Source organism: uncultured Bacteroides sp., assembly GCF_947632445.1.
Classification (GTDB): Bacteria; Bacteroidota; Bacteroidia; order Bacteroidales; family Bacteroidaceae; genus Bacteroides.
In genome coordinates, this window is the sequence record NZ_CANRPM010000010.1 from 44448 (window position 1) to 61264 (window position 16817).

At 50.7% G+C, this 16817-nt stretch carries 14 protein-coding genes; all 14 read right to left on the bottom strand.

The annotated features are described in order from the left end of the window. Positions 1 to 173: 173 nt before the first annotated feature. Positions 174 to 1694 carry a 2,3-bisphosphoglycerate-independent phosphoglycerate mutase gene (gpmI, locus tag Q0Z70_RS03625; RefSeq protein WP_298072737.1) on the bottom strand — a complete coding sequence of 507 codons (1521 nt, stop codon included), beginning with the start codon at positions 1692 to 1694 and terminating at the stop codon, positions 174 to 176. A gap of 136 nt (positions 1695 to 1830) precedes the next feature. Beyond that, a complete protein-coding gene (locus Q0Z70_RS03630; protein ID WP_298072739.1) occupies positions 1831 to 2436 on the bottom strand; it encodes a ribonuclease HII in 606 nt (201 codons plus the stop codon). A 7-nt stretch (positions 2437 to 2443) separates the two neighbouring features. Beyond that, positions 2444 to 2764 (bottom strand): heavy metal-binding domain-containing protein, encoded by a 321-nt coding sequence (locus Q0Z70_RS03635; RefSeq protein WP_298072741.1) that lies wholly within the window; start codon positions 2762 to 2764, stop codon positions 2444 to 2446. A gap of 88 nt (positions 2765 to 2852) precedes the next feature. Next, the gene (locus Q0Z70_RS03640) at positions 2853 to 4067 is read right to left on the bottom strand and encodes a cysteine desulfurase (RefSeq protein ID WP_298072778.1); all 1215 of its coding nucleotides are present in this window, start codon (positions 4065 to 4067) and stop codon (positions 2853 to 2855) included. A 22-nt stretch (positions 4068 to 4089) separates the two neighbouring features. Further along, the gene (sufD, locus tag Q0Z70_RS03645) at positions 4090 to 5433 is read right to left on the bottom strand and encodes a Fe-S cluster assembly protein SufD (protein ID WP_298072743.1); all 1344 of its coding nucleotides are present in this window, start codon (positions 5431 to 5433) and stop codon (positions 4090 to 4092) included. Next, on the bottom strand, positions 5430 to 6188 hold the full coding sequence (gene sufC / locus Q0Z70_RS03650; protein ID WP_298072745.1) for a Fe-S cluster assembly ATPase SufC: 759 nt from the start codon (positions 6186 to 6188) through the stop codon (positions 5430 to 5432). Before sufC ends, sufD begins: the two co-directional genes overlap by 4 nt. Before the next feature lie 111 nt (positions 6189 to 6299). After that, positions 6300 to 7754 carry a Fe-S cluster assembly protein SufB gene (gene sufB, locus Q0Z70_RS03655; RefSeq protein WP_298072747.1) on the bottom strand — a complete coding sequence of 485 codons (1455 nt, stop codon included), beginning with the start codon at positions 7752 to 7754 and terminating at the stop codon, positions 6300 to 6302. Positions 7755 to 7790: 36 nt separating this feature from the next. Next, positions 7791 to 8288 carry a CvpA family protein gene (locus Q0Z70_RS03660; RefSeq protein ID WP_298072749.1) on the bottom strand — a complete coding sequence of 166 codons (498 nt, stop codon included), beginning with the start codon at positions 8286 to 8288 and terminating at the stop codon, positions 7791 to 7793. A gap of 144 nt (positions 8289 to 8432) precedes the next feature. Beyond that, positions 8433 to 11372 carry a translation initiation factor IF-2 gene (gene infB / locus Q0Z70_RS03665; RefSeq protein WP_298072751.1) on the bottom strand — a complete coding sequence of 980 codons (2940 nt, stop codon included), beginning with the start codon at positions 11370 to 11372 and terminating at the stop codon, positions 8433 to 8435. A 120-nt stretch (positions 11373 to 11492) separates the two neighbouring features. Next, positions 11493 to 12752, bottom strand: coding sequence for a transcription termination factor NusA (gene nusA, locus Q0Z70_RS03670; protein WP_298072753.1), 1260 nt, complete (start codon positions 12750 to 12752; stop codon positions 11493 to 11495). Positions 12753 to 12756: 4 nt separating this feature from the next. Beyond that, on the bottom strand, positions 12757 to 13224 hold the full coding sequence (gene rimP, locus Q0Z70_RS03675) for a ribosome assembly cofactor RimP (protein WP_298072755.1): 468 nt from the start codon (positions 13222 to 13224) through the stop codon (positions 12757 to 12759). A gap of 100 nt (positions 13225 to 13324) precedes the next feature. Beyond that, on the bottom strand, positions 13325 to 14503 hold the full coding sequence (uxuA, locus tag Q0Z70_RS03680) for a mannonate dehydratase (protein ID WP_298072757.1): 1179 nt from the start codon (positions 14501 to 14503) through the stop codon (positions 13325 to 13327). A 7-nt stretch (positions 14504 to 14510) separates the two neighbouring features. Further along, entirely contained in the window at positions 14511 to 15719 is a 1209-nt protein-coding gene (locus Q0Z70_RS03685) for an alpha-L-rhamnosidase C-terminal domain-containing protein (RefSeq protein ID WP_298072758.1), read from the bottom strand. Between the two features lie 18 nt (positions 15720 to 15737). Further along, the gene (locus tag Q0Z70_RS03690; RefSeq protein WP_298072759.1) at positions 15738 to 16742 is read right to left on the bottom strand and encodes a hypothetical protein; all 1005 of its coding nucleotides are present in this window, start codon (positions 16740 to 16742) and stop codon (positions 15738 to 15740) included. Positions 16743 to 16817: the final 75 nt, after the last annotated feature.

Sequence of the window (16817 nt, forward strand, 5' to 3'; positions counted from 1 at the left end):
CGTACAAACGGAGTGAACTGACAGTTCAAAGACGTTGAACCGGCAGTTCAAACGGAGTAAACAAATGCCTTGCCGCGAATAAAAGCAAACCGTTAAAAAATACAAGGGCAGACAGAAAGAACCGTTTCATCGGCACCTTCTGCCTGCCCGCTATTCATTTGTAATCTTCCGAATCATTCCTGAATCAAATCCTTGCCGGTCATCTCGGCAGGCTGAGGCATGCCGAGGATGTGGAGGACGGACGGAGCCACGTCGGCCAGCACACCGTTCTCTACCCGGACGCCCTTGTTCTCCGTCACATAGACAAACGGAACGGGGTTCAGCGAGTGGGCGGTGTTCGGTGTACCGTTGGCGTTCAGGGCGTGATCGGCATTACCGTGATCGGCGATGACAATCACTTCGTAGCCGTTGGCCTTAGCAGCCTCTACGGTATCGCGGAGGCAGTTGTCGATAGCGACGACGGCTTTCTCGATGGCCTCGTAGACACCCGTGTGGCCCACCATGTCGCCGTTGGCGTAGTTCGCCACGATAAAGTCGTATTTCTGCGTGCCGATGGCCTGTACTAACTTGTCCTTCACTTCGTAGGCGCTCATCTCAGGCTTCAGGTCGTAGGTAGCCACCTTCGGCGAGGGGACAAGGATGCGGTCTTCGTTGGCATAGGGAGTTTCGAGTCCGCCGTTGAAGAAGAAGGTCACGTGCGCGTACTTCTCCGTTTCGGCGATGTGAAGCTGCGTTTTGCCGTGATTGGCCAAGTATTCGCCCAGCGTGTTCTGCACGAGTTCCTTATCGAAGAGGACGTGCACGCCCTTGAACGAATGGTCGTAGGGCGTCATGCAGTAGTATTGCAGGCCGGGGATGGTGTGCATGCCCTGCTCCGGCATATCCTGCTGCGTCAGTACGATGGTCAGCTCCTTGGCGCGGTCGTTGCGGTAGTTGAAGAAGATCACGACATCGCCTTCCTTGATGGTGCCGTCGAACGATCCGTTTACAATGGGTTCGATGAACTCGTCCGTCACATCGTTGTCATACGACTCCTGCATGGCCTGAACCATGTCCGTAGCTACGTGACCCCGTCCGTTGACGAGCAGGTCGTAGGCCTGCTTCACGCGCTCCCAGCGTTTGTCGCGATCCATAGCGTAGTAGCGGCCCACGATGCCGGCGATGCGTCCTGCCGACTGTGCGCAGTGGGCAGTCAGCTGCTCGATGAAGCCCTTGCCGCTCTTCGGGTCGGTGTCGCGGCCGTCCATGAAACAGTGGATAAATGTCGTGTCTTGCAGACCGTATTCCCCGGCGATGTCGCAGAGCTTGAACAGGTGGTCGAACGAAGAGTGAACGCCGCCGTCCGAGGTCAGTCCCATGAGATGGACGTTCTTGCCGTTCTCTTTCGCGTAAGAGAAGGCGGCGATGATTTCCTTGTTCTTCAGGATGCTGCCGTCGGCGCAGGCGCGGTTAATCTTCACAAGGTCCTGATAGACGATGCGTCCGGCACCGATATTCAGGTGGCCCACTTCGGAGTTGCCCATCTGTCCGTCGGGCAGTCCGACGTTCTCGCCGCTCGCCTGGAGCTGCGAATGCGGATAGTCGGCCAGCAGACTGTCCCAGTAAGGTGTGGGAGTATTGAAAATCACGTCTCCTTTCTGATGGTCGCCGCACCCCCAACCATCGAGAATCACTAAAAGAGCTTTCTTTGCCATAATGCTTAACGTATTTAATGTTTAATCAATCTTATTTCCTTTCCGGCTGCAAAGTTACAAAAAAGTATGAAATCCGAACCGCAGACAGGGACTTTCTGCATCGCCCGTCTCCGTACACCGTCCGAAGAATGAGGCCTTAACCGAAGTCTAAGGAGAGCTGCCCGTCGCCCAGCAAGTTGAACGACCGACGATGATAAGGCGTCGTGCCATGCCCGGCAATGGCGGCGCGATGCTCCTTCGTGGGATATCCCTTATTGCGGTTCCACCCGTAGCAAGGGTATTCTTCGTGCAGGCGGTTCATGTAGTCGTCGCGGTAGGTCTTGGCCAGGATGGACGCGGCAGCAATGGAAAGATACTTGCCGTCGCCTTTCACCACCGTAGTGTGGGGAATGTCAGGATAGTTGCGAAAGCGGTTACCGTCGATGAGCAGATGCTGCGGACGGACGGCAAGCCGGTCGATGGCGCGGTGCATGGCCAGAAACGAGGCGTTGAGAATGTTGATTTCATCAATCTCCTGCGGCGAAACGATGCCTACAGCCCATGCCAGCGCCTCGCGTTCGACAACCTCACGCAAGGCGTAGCGCTGTTTCTCGGTCAACTGCTTGGAGTCGTTGAGCAGTTCGTTGCGGAAATCCTTCGGCAGGATGACGGCAGCGGCATAGACGGCTCCCGCCAAACAGCCGCGACCGGCCTCATCGCAGCCGGCCTCCGTCAAATCGGCATTCAGATAGGGAAGCAGCATGGTTCCATCACTCCACCGTCACCGCCGTGCCTGCGGCAGTCACCATCAGCATGGAACCGCTGCCGCCCACAGTCTCGTAGTCCAGGTCGACGCCGATAACGGCGTTGGCGCCCAGTGCAAGCGCCTGCTCCTTCATCTCGTTCAAGGCCGTCTCCTTAGCCTCGCGAAGCACTTCTTCGTAGGAGCCGCTGCGTCCGCCCACGATGTCGCGGATGCTGGCAAAGAAGTCGCGGAAAACGTTGGCACCGATGATGGTTTCGCCCGAAACGATGCCGTAGTAGCGGGTAATCTTCCCGCCGTCAATCATAGAGGTAGTTGTCAGTAACATAATTTATTCGTTTAAAAAAATCATTTGTTCTTATCAGACGCGGCGCGGCGGCAGGAAGTTGCAGCACGCAGCGTTTTTCATCATCCGCTCAGAACATCCGGCTGACACGCTCCACGCCGGACACGAGAGCGTCGACTTCTTCCTTCGTGTTATACAGGGCGAATGAAGCGCGAACGGTGCCCTCGATGCCGAGGCGCTGCATCAGCGGTTGGGCGCAGTGATGGCCCGTGCGGACGGCAATACCGAGGCGGTCGAGCAACGTGCCCATGTCGAAGTGATGGATGTCACCCACAAGGAAAGAGATGACGCTGCCCTTTTCCGCAGCCTCGCCAAAGATACGCATACCGGGGATTTCTTTCAGGCAGCGCGTGGCGTAGTCAGTGAGTTCGTGCTCGTAAGCGGCGATGTGTTCCATGCCTAATGCCGCAACGTAGTCCAACGCCTTGGCCAGTCCCGTCGTACCGATGTAGTCGGGCGTGCCGGCCTCGAACTTGAAGGGCAGTTCGTTGAACGTAGTGCATTCGAACGAGACGTGCCGGATCATCTCGCCACCGCCCTGATAGGGAGGCAGCCGGTCGAGCCAATCCTCCTTGCCGAAGAGCACGCCGACACCTGTGGGGCCGTAAACCTTATGACCGGAGAATACGTAGAAATCGGCGTCGAGTGCCTGCACGTCGACGGGCATGTGGGGAATGCTCTGCGCACCGTCCACCAGCACGGGAACGCCGTGAGCATGGGCAACGGCTATCATCTTCTTAACCGGATTGACCGTGCCAAGAACATTGCTGACGTGTGTCACGCAGACAATCCGGGTACGTTCCGTGAAGAGACGTTCGTATTCGTCGGACAGCAGCTCGCCGCGATCGTTCATCGGAATGACGCGGAGCCTGATGCCCTTGCGCATTTGCAGCAGCTGCCAGGGGACGATGTTGCTGTGGTGTTCCATCGTGGAGACGATGACCTCGTCGCCCTCATGGAGAAAGACTTCGCCGAAGCTGGAAGCGAGCAGGTTGATGCTCTCCGTAGTGCCTCTGGTAAAGACGATTTCATTCGTGCTGCGGGCGTTGATGAAGCGGCGCACGGTTTCGCGGCCGGCTTCATGCAGCTCCGTAGCCTGCTGGGAGAGGAAGTGGACACCGCGATGAACATTGGCGTTGACGCTGTAATACTCGTCCGTAATGGCGTCGACCACACAGCGGGGTTTCTGGGTCGTAGCGCCGTTATCCAGATAGACCAGCGGCTTGCCGTAGACGGTACGGGCGAGTATCGGGAAATCGGTTCTTATCTCTTCTACATTATACATCATAGCTTGATCGTCATAGAGTTCATTTACAGATAGCACATCCCTGACATTTGTTCAGTTCGCCGCGAAAACGTTTCTCTACCAGCAGGTGCAAGCGGTCGCGCAGGGCATCGAGGCGAATGGTGTCGATGACCTCGTTGACAAAAGCAAACATCAGCAACAGACGGGCTTCCTGCTTCGGAATGCCACGCTGGCGCATATAGAACAGGGCCGCGTCGTCCAGCTGTCCGACCGTAGCGCCGTGACTGCACTTCACGTCGTCGGCATAGATCTCCAGCTGTGGCTGGGTGTACATGCGGGCCTCGCGTGTGGCGCACAGGTTACGATTGGTCTGCTGCGAAGAGGTATGCTGTGCGCCGGGACGCACCAAGACAAGCCCGGCAAAGGCACCCACAGCCTGATCGTCGAGCACGTACTTGAAAAGCTCATTCGATGTACAACGGGGCACGGCGTGGTCAATGGCGGTGTGGTTGTCCACATGCTGGTTTTTATCGGCAATAACCATGCCGCAAAGATTGATTTCAGCTCCCTCACCGGTTAAAGTGACGTTGACTGAGTTGCGTGTCGTACCACCTGTCAAAGTCATGCCGTTCAGCAGGACGTTGCTTCCGCTGTCCTGACGGACGTACATATTGCTGACACGCACAGTCTGATTGTGGGTCTCCTCCAGTTCGTAAAGGTCGAGAACGGCATCGCGTCCCACAAAGACTTCCACCACCTGCGTAGCCAGGAAGTTGACGGCATCCATAGCATGGTCGCAAACCAGCATCCGCGCCTGTGCACCATCTTCCAATACGATGAGTACGCGACGGTTCACCATCAGACTGACATCACTGCGCAGGATATTCACCAATTGGATAGGCCGTTCTACCACTACGCCACGAGGCACGTAAAGCAGTACGCCATCTTCGGCCAAAGCCGTATTGAGTGCCGTCACGCCGTCCTTCGCCGTATCGGCTAAGCGGCCGTAGTACTTCTTCACCCATTCAGGACGTTCCGCCGCCAGCTGCCGCAGGCTGCCGAAAAGCACACCTTCGGGCAAGTGCAACTTGGGCAACGCTTTGCTGTAAAAGACATCGTTGACGACAAAGTAGAGCGAGGTGCTCATGTTGGGCACATCGCACTTGAACACGTCATAGGGATTAACAGGGATGTCGAGCTGCTTCAGGTTGAGTCCGTAGTCGGGTTCAAAGAGCTTGCTGACGTCGGTATATTTGTATTTCTCGTCCTTGCGGGTGGGGAAACCGAGGCGCTCGAAGTCGGCAAAGGCCGAGGCACGCGGGGCATTCATCACCTCACAGCTGTGCCGGCATATCAAAGCCTCGCACTGCGAGAACAGATCGATGTATTGTTGTTCGGGTCTCATAACGATTCGTTTACCTCTTTCTTTATCCAGTCGAAGCCGCGGCGTTCGATTTCCGTCGCCAGTTCCGGCCCACCCGTCTTCACAATGCGACCGCCCAGCAGGACGTGCACCACATCGGGCTTCAGATAATCCAGCAGGCGCTGATAGTGCGTGATAACCAGCGCGGACGTCCGCGCTGTACGCAACTGATTGAAGCCTTCAGCAACAATGCGCAAAGCATCCACATCGAGACCGGAGTCCGTTTCGTCGAGAATGGCAAAAGCCGGTTCGAGCATCGCCATCTGAAAGATTTCATTCCGTTTCTTCTCGCCGCCGCTGAAGCCCTCGTTCACAGAGCGGTTAGCCAACTTACTGTCCAATTCCACGATAGCACGTTTTTCACGCATCAGCTTCAGAAACTCCGAAGCCGAAAGGGCAGGCAGGTGGCGATACTTGCGCTGCTCATTGACAGCTGTACGCATAAAGTTCACCATTGACACGCCCGGAATCTCGACCGGCATCTGGAATGACAGGAAGATGCCTTCATGGGCACGGTCTTCGGGCGACAAGGCCAACAAATCTTTGCCGTTGAAGGTAATAGAACCTTGTGTCACTTCGTAAGCGGGATGTCCTACGAGAACGTTGCTCAACGTGCTCTTTCCCGCACCGTTCTGCCCCATAAGGGCGTGCACCTCGCCGTCACGAATCGTGAGGTTGATGCCTTTCAATATCTCTTTGCCATTGATGCTGGCATGAAGGTCTTTAATCTCTAACATAATTTCTATAATTAAGAATGAAGCAGCATGAATGAGAAGAATTGCCTCTCTTCATCCTGTTTTCTTCATTCAACCCATTTTATTCTTAATGCTTCATTATTCGTGCCTCACTTAACCCACGCTTCCTTCCAACGAGATACTCAACAGCTTCTGTGCCTCAACGGCAAACTCCATCGGCAACTTGTTGAGCACTTCTTTGGCGTAACCGTTGACGATGAGCCCTACGGCATCTTCACTCGAAATGCCACGCTGGTTGCAATAGAATATCTGATCTTCACTGATTTTGCTGGTGGTGGCTTCGTGCTCCACTACTGCCGTTTCGTTATGGATGTCCATATAGGGGAAGGTGTGCGCACCGCATTTGTCACTCAGCAAGAGCGAATCGCACTGGCTGTAGTTGCGGGCATTGTCGGCTTTAGGACTAACGCGCACCAAGCCGCGGTAAGAGTTCTCGCTCCGTCCGGCAGAAATACCTTTGCTGACGATGGTCGAACGGGTGTTCTTTCCGATATGAATCATCTTCGTGCCTGTATCGGCCTGCTGGTAGTTATTGGTTACAGCCACACTGTAGAACTCAGCGATGGAATTGTCGCCCGCCAAGATACACGAAGGATATTTCCACGTGATGGCACTACCCGTTTCTACCTGCGTCCACGACAGTTTACTATCTACCCCCTTGCAGATACCGCGCTTGGTAACGAAGTTGTACACGCCTCCCCTACCCTCGGCATCGCCCGGATACCAGTTCTGCACGGTGCTGTATTTCACTTCAGCCCGATCGTGTACCACAATTTCTACAATAGCGGCATGCAGCTGGTTCTCGTCACGCATGGGGGCCGTGCAACCTTCGAGATAGGAAACGTAGGCATCCTCATCGGCCACAATGAGTGTACGCTCAAACTGCCCCGTACCCTGTGCATTGATGCGGAAATAAGTAGACAGTTCCATCGGACAACGCACTCCCCTGGGTATATATACGAAAGAGCCGTCAGAGAACACGGCGGAATTGAGTGCCGCAAAGAAATTATCACGGTAAGGCACCACAGAGCCTAAATATTTCTGCACCAAGTCGGGATGATCACGGATAGCCTCACTCATGGAACAAAAAATGATACCTTTCTCCATCAATGTCTCCTTGAAGGTTGTCTTCACAGAAACCGAATCCATCACAGCGTCCACAGCCATACCGCTCAGCGCCATTTGTTCCTCCAAAGGAATGCCCAGCTTATTGAAAGTCTTAATCAGTTCAGGATCTACCTCGTCCATGCTTTTCGGGCCTTCCTTTTTCTTGGTAGGGTCAGCATAATAGGAAATAGCCTGGTAATCTATTTCAGGAATACGAAGATGGGCCCATGTGGGCATCTCCAGTGTCAGCCAGTAGCGGTAAGCCTTCAGGCGAAACTCCAACATCCAGTCGGGCTCGCCCTTTTTCTCGGAAATCAAGCGAATGACGTCTTCGTTCAGGCCCTTCTCAATGACATCAGTATGCACCTCGGTCGTGAAGCCGTACTTGTACTTCTCCTGCGTGAGTTCCTTGACATATCTATTAGGTTCTTCTTGTCGCATAATCTTTCTATATTCAAGTTCATCCAATTTTCGCTGTCAGAGGAATTCGACAGCTATTTCTTTAGCCGCAGGCAGAAAGACTCCTGCAAACTTCTCCAACGGATAATATAACACGGACTCCTGCTTTTTTGTTTTCTTCAGGAGCGTATGATCCATGTCAATATATTCGACCACACAAATCAACAGGCTTACTAACAAAGCGGACTTCAGCAAGCCCAATCCGGCACCTAACAGCCGGTTGAGCCACCCTAACGAAACAGCTTCCATCGCCTTGGTCAGTAACAACGCCAACAGCAGGAATGCCAGCGGAACAGCCAGCCATATAATCACGAAAGCGATGCCCTGCGCCACCGTCAACGAGTCGGTAAGCGGCAAAAACACCCGCTCGGCTACGGTAGCATACAACGCCTTGGCTATCAACAAACCGGCAACAAGCCCCAGCAAACCGGCCAACTGCCTGAGAAAACCCTCGGCAAAACCCACTACGGTTTCCGCTCCCAATATAACGAGTATAATGATATCTATTGTGGTCATACCTTATTTATATATAAACCAGCCGCAGACTACACCGACAACGCAGATTTCATCATTTTTACAGCTTGGCTGCACCATTTATTCATGCAACATAAAATCCGTATCGTCCGCGTTGTCTGCGGCTGAAAGTCTAACTATTCAGAATCAAAGTGTCTGTTTTACTTCCACTTCTTCGAATGTTTCGATGACGTCGCCCACCTTGATATCGTTGCATCCAGTCAGACTGATACCGCATTCAAAGTTGGTTCCGACTTCTTTCACATCATCCTTGAAGCGCTTTAAGGCATTGATATTGCCGGTGAATACCACGATGCCATCGCGAATCAGACGGGCCCTATCGGTACGTTTCACCTTTCCTGTCTTCACCATCGCACCGGCTACCATACCAACCTTGCTGATATTGAAGACTTCACGCACTTCGATTGTAGCGGTAACTTGTTCCTTCAACGTAGGAGCAAGCATACCCTCCATTGCAGACTTCACCTCTTCGATTGCATCATAGATGACAGAATACTTGCGGATATCCACACCTTCCTGCTCCGCCAGCTTGGCGGCAGCTCCCGAAGGACGTACCTGGAAGCCTACGATAATGGCATCCGAAGCAGCCGCTAAGGACACATCCGACTCAGAAATCTGTCCCACGCCTTTGTGGATAACATTGACTTGGATCTGTTCTGTAGACAACTTAATCAACGAATCGCTCAAGGCTTCTACCGAACCGTCCACATCACCTTTGACAATGACATTCAATTCATGGAAATCACCCAATGCCAGACGTCGGCCCACTTCGTCGAGCGTCAGCATCTTCTGTGTACGCAGACCTTGTTCGCGCTGCAACTGTTCACGCTTGTTGGCAATCTCACGTGCCTCCTGTTCTGTTTCAATCACATGGAACGTATCACCTGCAGCAGGTGCGCCGTTCAAGCCCAGAATAAGAGCAGGTTCAGACGGGCCGGCTTGTGTCATTCGCTGGTTACGCTCGTTGAACATCGCTTTCACCTTACCGTAATTAGTTCCGGCCAATACGATATCACCCACTTTCAACGTACCATTGGATACCAACACGGTTGCTACATAACCACGACCTTTGCCGAGCGAAGACTCGATAATAGATCCCGTAGCTTTACGATTGGGGTTAGCTTTCAGCTCCAACATTTCGGCCTCCAGCAATACCTTTTCCATCAGTTCAGGAACACCGATACCCTTCTTGGCCGAAATATCCTGAGATTGATACTTACCGCCCCACTCCTCTACCAAGAAGTTCATATTGGCCAGTTCTTCCTTGATCTTATCGGGATTGGCAGTCGGCTTATCTATTTTGTTGATAGCAAACACAATGGGAACACCGGCAGCCATAGCATGGTTGATCGCTTCCTTGGTCTGCGGCATGACGTTATCATCGGCAGCCACAATGATGATGGCAATATCCGTCACCTTGGCACCCCGGGCACGCATGGCAGTAAATGCTTCGTGCCCCGGCGTATCGAGGAACGTAATCTTACGTCCGTCCTCCAACGTCACGTGATAAGCACCAATGTGCTGAGTAATACCTCCTGCTTCACCGGCAATCACATTGGCCTTACGGATATAGTCGAGCAACGATGTCTTACCATGGTCGACGTGACCCATCACGGTCACAATCGGAGCACGAAACTCTAAATCTTCTTCAGCATCCTCCTCTTCCACGATGGCCTGTGCCACTTCCGCACTTACATATTCAGTCTTAAAGCCGAATTCTTCAGCCACCAGATTGATGGTTTCAGCATCCAAACGCTGGTTAATGGACACCATGATACCGATGCTCATGCACGTACCGATGACTTGCGTAACAGGTACGTCCATCATATTGGCCAGCTCGTTGGCTGTCACAAACTCTGTCAACTTCAATACTTTGCTATCAGCCATCTCCTGACTTTCGAGCTCGTGCATACGGTCGGCAGCCTGTTCACGTTTCTCTTTACGGTATTTGGCCCCTTTACTCTTACCTTTCGACGTAAGGCGTGCCAAGGTTTCCTTCACCTGTTTAGCAACATCTTCCTCACTTACTTCCTGTTTGATAAGAGGTTTCTTGAAACGATCCTTATTTTTCTTGCCTCCCTGTTGCTGTCCGACTACATTTCCTCCCTTCTGATGGTCGCCTTTCTGATAGTTGGACGCGTTGTTGATATCTACTTTTTCCTTATTAATACGAACGCGTTTTTTCTTGCCACCGCCTTCACCGTCATTTTCATTTCTCATCCTGTTGTCTTCCCGACGGATTTCTTTCATGATGGTCTCTTTCATCTGACGCCTCTGATCAAGGCGCTGTTTTTCTTTTTCTTCGCGTTCTTTACGCTTCTCTTCCTTCGACTTCTTTTTGGGACGAGTCGACTGATTCAAAGCGGCAAGGTCTATCTGACCGACAACGTTAATTTTTGAAACGAACTCAGGCTTAGGAACCGTAAAAATTTCCTCGGAACTATCCGCCGGCTTTGTTTCTTCAGCCGGAGCTTCCTCTTCTTTTTCCACCTCCACGTCTGTCGTTTCGTCCGAACCGTGTTCCTCTTCAACCACATCCTGAGTCTGAGGTTCTTCCACAGGAACTTCAACAGGCTTTTCTTCCACGATTTCCTGAACCGGGTCTGCTGCCGAAAGGTCTTCAGCAACTTGTGTCTCAACCTCCTCCGACGGCATTTCTTTAACCTCCGGTTTCTGTCCTTCCACTTCTTTCTCAACCACCGATTTCTTACCCAAGTTCTCCAAATCAATCTTGCCTACAGATTTAAGCTTAGGACGTATATCTTCGGGAATTACAGTCTTTATTTCCTCTACCTTTTCCTTCACGGATTCCTTCGTCTCGTAGCCTTCAATAGCCACAGACGCTTTATTGCGTTCTTTGGTCTGACGCTCCTGCAAGAAGCGTTCGGACTTCATTTTGAGATCCTTGTCCGTACTGAATTCTTTTTTCAGCAACTCAAACTGCTCATCGGTAATTTTCGTATTCGGATTTGCCTCTACGACAAACCCTTTTTTCTGCAAGAATTCAACAGCCGTCGTAATTCCCACATTCAAATCTCGTGTTACTTTATTTAACCTTATCGTCATATTTTGCTTTTAATGATTTTAATGTGCAATGTACTAATGTGCCAATAAATCGCCCCTCTTCCTCGATGTGCCTTTCATCCATACATTAGCACATTCAAATCATATATATTAACACATCTATTACTCTTCTTCAAATTCCTGTTTCAAAATGCGCAGCACTTCGTCTACTGTTTCTTCCTCCAAGTCGGCTTTTTCGATCAACATTTCACGAGGAGCATTCAATACGGCCTTGGCTGTATCAATTCCAATACCTTTGATTGCATCAATAATCCAATCTTCGATTTCATCACGGAATTCATCCAGATAGATATCTTCCTCCTCCACATTTCCTTCTATTTCGCGGAAGACATCAATGGTATATTCTGTCAGCATACTGGCCAGCTTAATATTCAAGCCGCCCTTACCAATGGCCAAAGAGACTTCTTCGGGTTTCAAGAAGACTTCCGCCTTGCGATCTTCCTCATTCAAACGGATGGAAGAAATCTTGGCGGGACTCAATGCACGCTGGATGAACAGCTGTACATTCGAAGTATAATTGATAACATCAATGTTCTCATTGCGGAGTTCGCGCACAATACCATGAATGCGACTTCCCTTCACACCGACGCATGCGCCTACCGGGTCAATGCGGTCGTCATAACTTTCTACAGCAATCTTGGCACGTTCGCCAGGAATACGGGCAATCTTACGGATAGTAATAAGACCATCATTGATTTCCGGTACTTCCATCTCGAACAGGCGTTGCAAAAAGACAGGAGAAGTACGGCTCAAGATAATCTTCGGATTGTTGTTCTTATTATCTACGCGAGCCACCACCGCACGGACTGTCTCTCCCTTACGATAGAAATCGCTCGGTATCTGCTCTGTCTTAGGCAACAACAATTCGTTGCCTTCATCGTCGAGCAGCAACATTTCTTTCTTCCAAATCTGATAGACTTCGGCATTCACAACTGTTCCCACCTTATCTATATATTTGTTGTAAAGGCTGTCTTTCTCCAGCTCCAATATCTTGGAGGCCAGCGTCTGGCGTAAGTTCAAGATAGCACGACGACCAAATTTCGCGAAGTCTACCTCATCTGTCACTTCTTCACCCACTTCATACGAAGCGTCTATTTTTTGTGCCTCGCTCAGGGATATTTGTAAATTGGGATTCGTCAGATTCTCATCGGCAACCACCTCACGGTTACGCCAGATCTCGAAATCACCCTTATCGGGATTTACAATGACGTCGTAATTCTCATCCGTATCAAACATTTTCGCAATCACGCTACGGAACGACTCCTCAAGTACACTCACCATCGTCGTTCTGTCGATATTCTTCAGCTCTTTAAACTCCGAAAATGTGTCAATCATGCTGACAGTATCTTCTCTCTTGGCCATAATCTTATTTAAAACTGATTAAGTATTTAGTATATTTTATTTCTTCATACGTAAAGCTCAAATCCTCATCCATCATCTTCGGGCGTTTCATGCCCTCTTCCTTTACTTTCTTCTGGATAGTAACCGTAAAATGCTGTTCATCGGCATCCTTCAGTACACCGCTCAGTTTACGTCCGTCCTTGGTCAGTACTTCCACTCCTTCACCAATGTGGTTCAAGTACTGCTGAAGCACCTTGAAAGGCTGTCCGATACCGGCCGAGCCCACTTCCAGTTCGAAATCCTCCGCATTGCGGTTCAGGTGGGATTCGATATAGCGGCTCAACTCCACACAATCTTCTATCCAAACACCGTCTTTGTGGTCAATCTCCACCACAATCTTGTCATCAGGACTCACCGTTACCTCTACCAGAAAGTAATCTTTGTCTTTCAACCAATCTTCTACAATTTCACAAATTGTTTTTTTCTCTATCATATAAATCGTATAAGAATAAAAAAGAGGAGCTTGATTGCCCCTCCACCTTTCATCCGTTTCCGTTTGCAAAGATATAAATAATCTGTTCGACTACAAAATATTAGGAGAAAAAAGTCGGAAATTTACGCACCATCGCCATCATCCCGTCCACCTGGGCCAATGCAAGCATACGCCCATGGAAGGAATAACCGGGGTTATAGCCCTTATTTCCATCGTCTAACATCAGCCGGCCGTGGTCGACACGCATAGGCACATCGGGCAGATTCTTTTCGTAAAAAGCGACCAGTTCAGGTACGTGTCCGCGTCCTTCCAAATGAGATGCTTCCATAAAATTTCCATCTTGCATGACATTTGTACTGCGCAAATGCACGAAACGGGTACGCGAAGCGAAACGGCGGGCAAGCTCAACCACATCATTCTGCATACCTGCACTCAACGAACCGGCACAGAAAGTCAACCCGTTGTGAGGATTGTCCACTGCTTTGAGCAACCAGTCGATGTCTTCACCCGAAGTGACAATACGAGGCAACCCCAGCATTTGATAAGGCGGATCGTCTGGATGTATGCACATATCTATGTCGAAAGCATCGCAGACAGGCATAATGGCCGACAGAAAATAACACAGATTATCACGCAACCGATTGCGGTCAATCCCCTCGTAGCGCGACAAAAGTTCTCTGAATAATTGTACAGGAGCGGACGTATGCCCGTCAATGTTGCCATTCACAAAGCCCTGTGTCTTGACAATCACAGTATCTATCAACTCATACTTTTCTTCGTCAGTAATGGTCTTTGCCAACTCGTCCACCTTCTGCAACTCCTCCGCCGTATAGTCCGCTTCAGCTTCTCTACGTTGCAAAATCCGGCAATCGAAATAAGCAAAACGTATTTTGTCAAAATACAACGAGGAAGAACCGTCCTTCCACCGATGATTCAAGTCGGTTCGTATCCAGTCGATGACGGGCATGAAATTATAACACACTGTTTTAATCCCTGCTTTCGATAGGTTTGACAGGCTTATTCCATAGTTTTCTATCAGACGGTCGCGCGCTTTCCCACCATACTTAATGGCTTCGCTCACGGGCAGACTTTCCACTACCGACCAGCGCAAGCCAGCCTGTTCTATATAGTCGCGCAACTCCACAATCGCTTCCAGCGGCCACACTTCGCCGTTAGGAATATCGTGTAACGCCGTCACAATGCCTTCCACACCGATTTGTCGAAGCATCTTCAACGTAATCGGATCTTTTTTACCAAACCATCTCCATGTCTTTTCCATAATCTACTCAATTTTTTATTTGCGAGGAAGGCCTCCAAAACTCAATCTTCCAAACACCTGTCTTCAATTTTACCCCTGCTTGGGCAGGTCTTCCGTTCACACATATTTGCGTATATCCGTCAGGCAAACTCACCAATCCTGTCGTGTTTTCGGGTACTGTCAGTTCAAGCGCACATCGTTCTACATTCTTTTTCACATCGGCCTCGATGAAACGTCCGCCAGAAAGCGGAACTGTCACTTTCACATGACTCAAGTTTCCTAAATTGGGACAAATCGAAAAGACTTTAAAGCCAGGCTCCACCACCTTCACACCAGCCACGTAACTGCTCAAGATAGTCAGCGGGCCACCACTCCAAGCATGATTATAACTACCACCCCCGAAGCCTTCCTTACCAATGCCCCAACCTTCCCATAACGTGGTCAGCGGGCTGTCCACCATCGCCTCGTAGCGCAGTCTCATTCGGTCCATCGCATCCTGATAGTATCCCATCTCACAAAGAGCCTGCAGAACATACTTTTCCATATAAGGGCTGGCATGATATTGCCGGCGAAAGAAAGGACGAATAATCGGATAAAGTTCTTTGGGCAACACGCCGGCCACAACAGCCAAAGCTTGGGCACGATCGTCGGGTTGCCCTTCATAGTCGGGCGATTTATAATACGTCCCCCTCCAATACTTCTGATGGAAGACTTTACGCAGACAGACGTTTGTTTCGTCCGCCCAATGCGCTTCGACCGGTTCATCTACCAGACGAGCCATGTGGGCATAACCGTCCAAAGCGATGGAGTACCACAGGTTGAACAGAAGCTCCATATCCTTATTGTCTCCCCAGTCGCCCCATGTCCATCCGCCCTTACGGGGAATAACCGATCCGTCGGCAGAAGTTTTCCAAACGTGGATGTATTTCTTTACTTTAGGAAACACGTATTCAATCAGTTCTCTGTCACCCGTTCCCATATAATATGTCCAAAAACCATAGTAGCCCACACTGGCTAACATCTGCATGGGCAGTTCGTCCTTATAGTTGCCGGCAGGCACAGGAGCGAAGATTGTACTGTCTGCCCGTTGCCAATCCATCAGTTCACAGATTCCCTTGCGTGTCAGCCGATGAGCTTTCTCGTCCAAAGCATAAAAGGCTTCGCCAAGTTCGTTCACCACATCGCCCCACCATTGAGCCCGCTCCCGATCGGGACAATCCATGTAAGTATCACGCATCGTAATGTAGAGTGTACGCTACGCCTTCGTCCACAAACGGGTCAGAAAAGGATCGTCACACCAGAAACTGCCTGCAAAATCCGTATCATATCCCGTCTCGCGGTATTTCAATTCCAGCACCTCGCATCCTTCGGGGATGGTATAGATGACATAATGCCCATTCATCCACCCGAAGCATTCAAACTCCTGAACACCTTCGCGTGTGATATATTCGGCAAACACATTTGTAGCCGAACCGCCCCGATAGTCATCTGTACGGATATCAATCTTCCGACCGGCCACCGACTTCACTTTCAGGTAAGGGGTCATCTGCGCATTGTAAGGCAGATAGGCCAGGATCCGATTTTCCCGCTGTTCCGTCCTTGTATAAGTTTTCAGGCCGTAGTCCTTCCATTGAGGAATGGGACGATCCACTAACCGATGCCATCCGGCCTCCTCCAACGAAACCCGACGAGCCTTGCTCCAACTGCCGTCATCATAATCGGGCTGTTGGAAAGCGATATGCTTCGCGGCATCGAACCCGATGTTCGACTCCGGCAAACGATAGTTGGGTCTTTCTCCTTCGGGCAAGTAGTAAGCCAGATGCTTACACACCTTCCAAACGCTGTCCGTATTCAGTTCCCTTCCGTCCACTGACAGGCGGAAAGCCAGTCCCGGCGTCAACGAATTGCGATGACTGAACCCATCTTTACCAAAGTACCACACCAATACGGCTACCATATTGTCGCCTTCACGCAAGCCTTGCCGTCCACGAAGAACGTCACAATACGTATCCTTCGGATTAGGGCCACGCTTCAATCCGCCTTCTCTCACCTGCAATTCACCGTTCACCCAAAGCCAATATTTGCTGTCCGCCGCGATGCGAAGTTCCACATCCGATGGTTCGTTATCCAAGTGCAAGTGCATGCGATAGCACAACCACATACCGGGCGACACAGCTTCCGAGACAGGCAAAGTCAAGACTTGTGCGGAGCAGACGATTGCGTACAGGAAAGTGCAGACAATGCTGAATATCGTTTTCATATCCTATCCAATGTTTGTATAGAGGTGCAATATTCGTGATTTTTCTCTAAAACAACAAATATAAATCGACTTCCT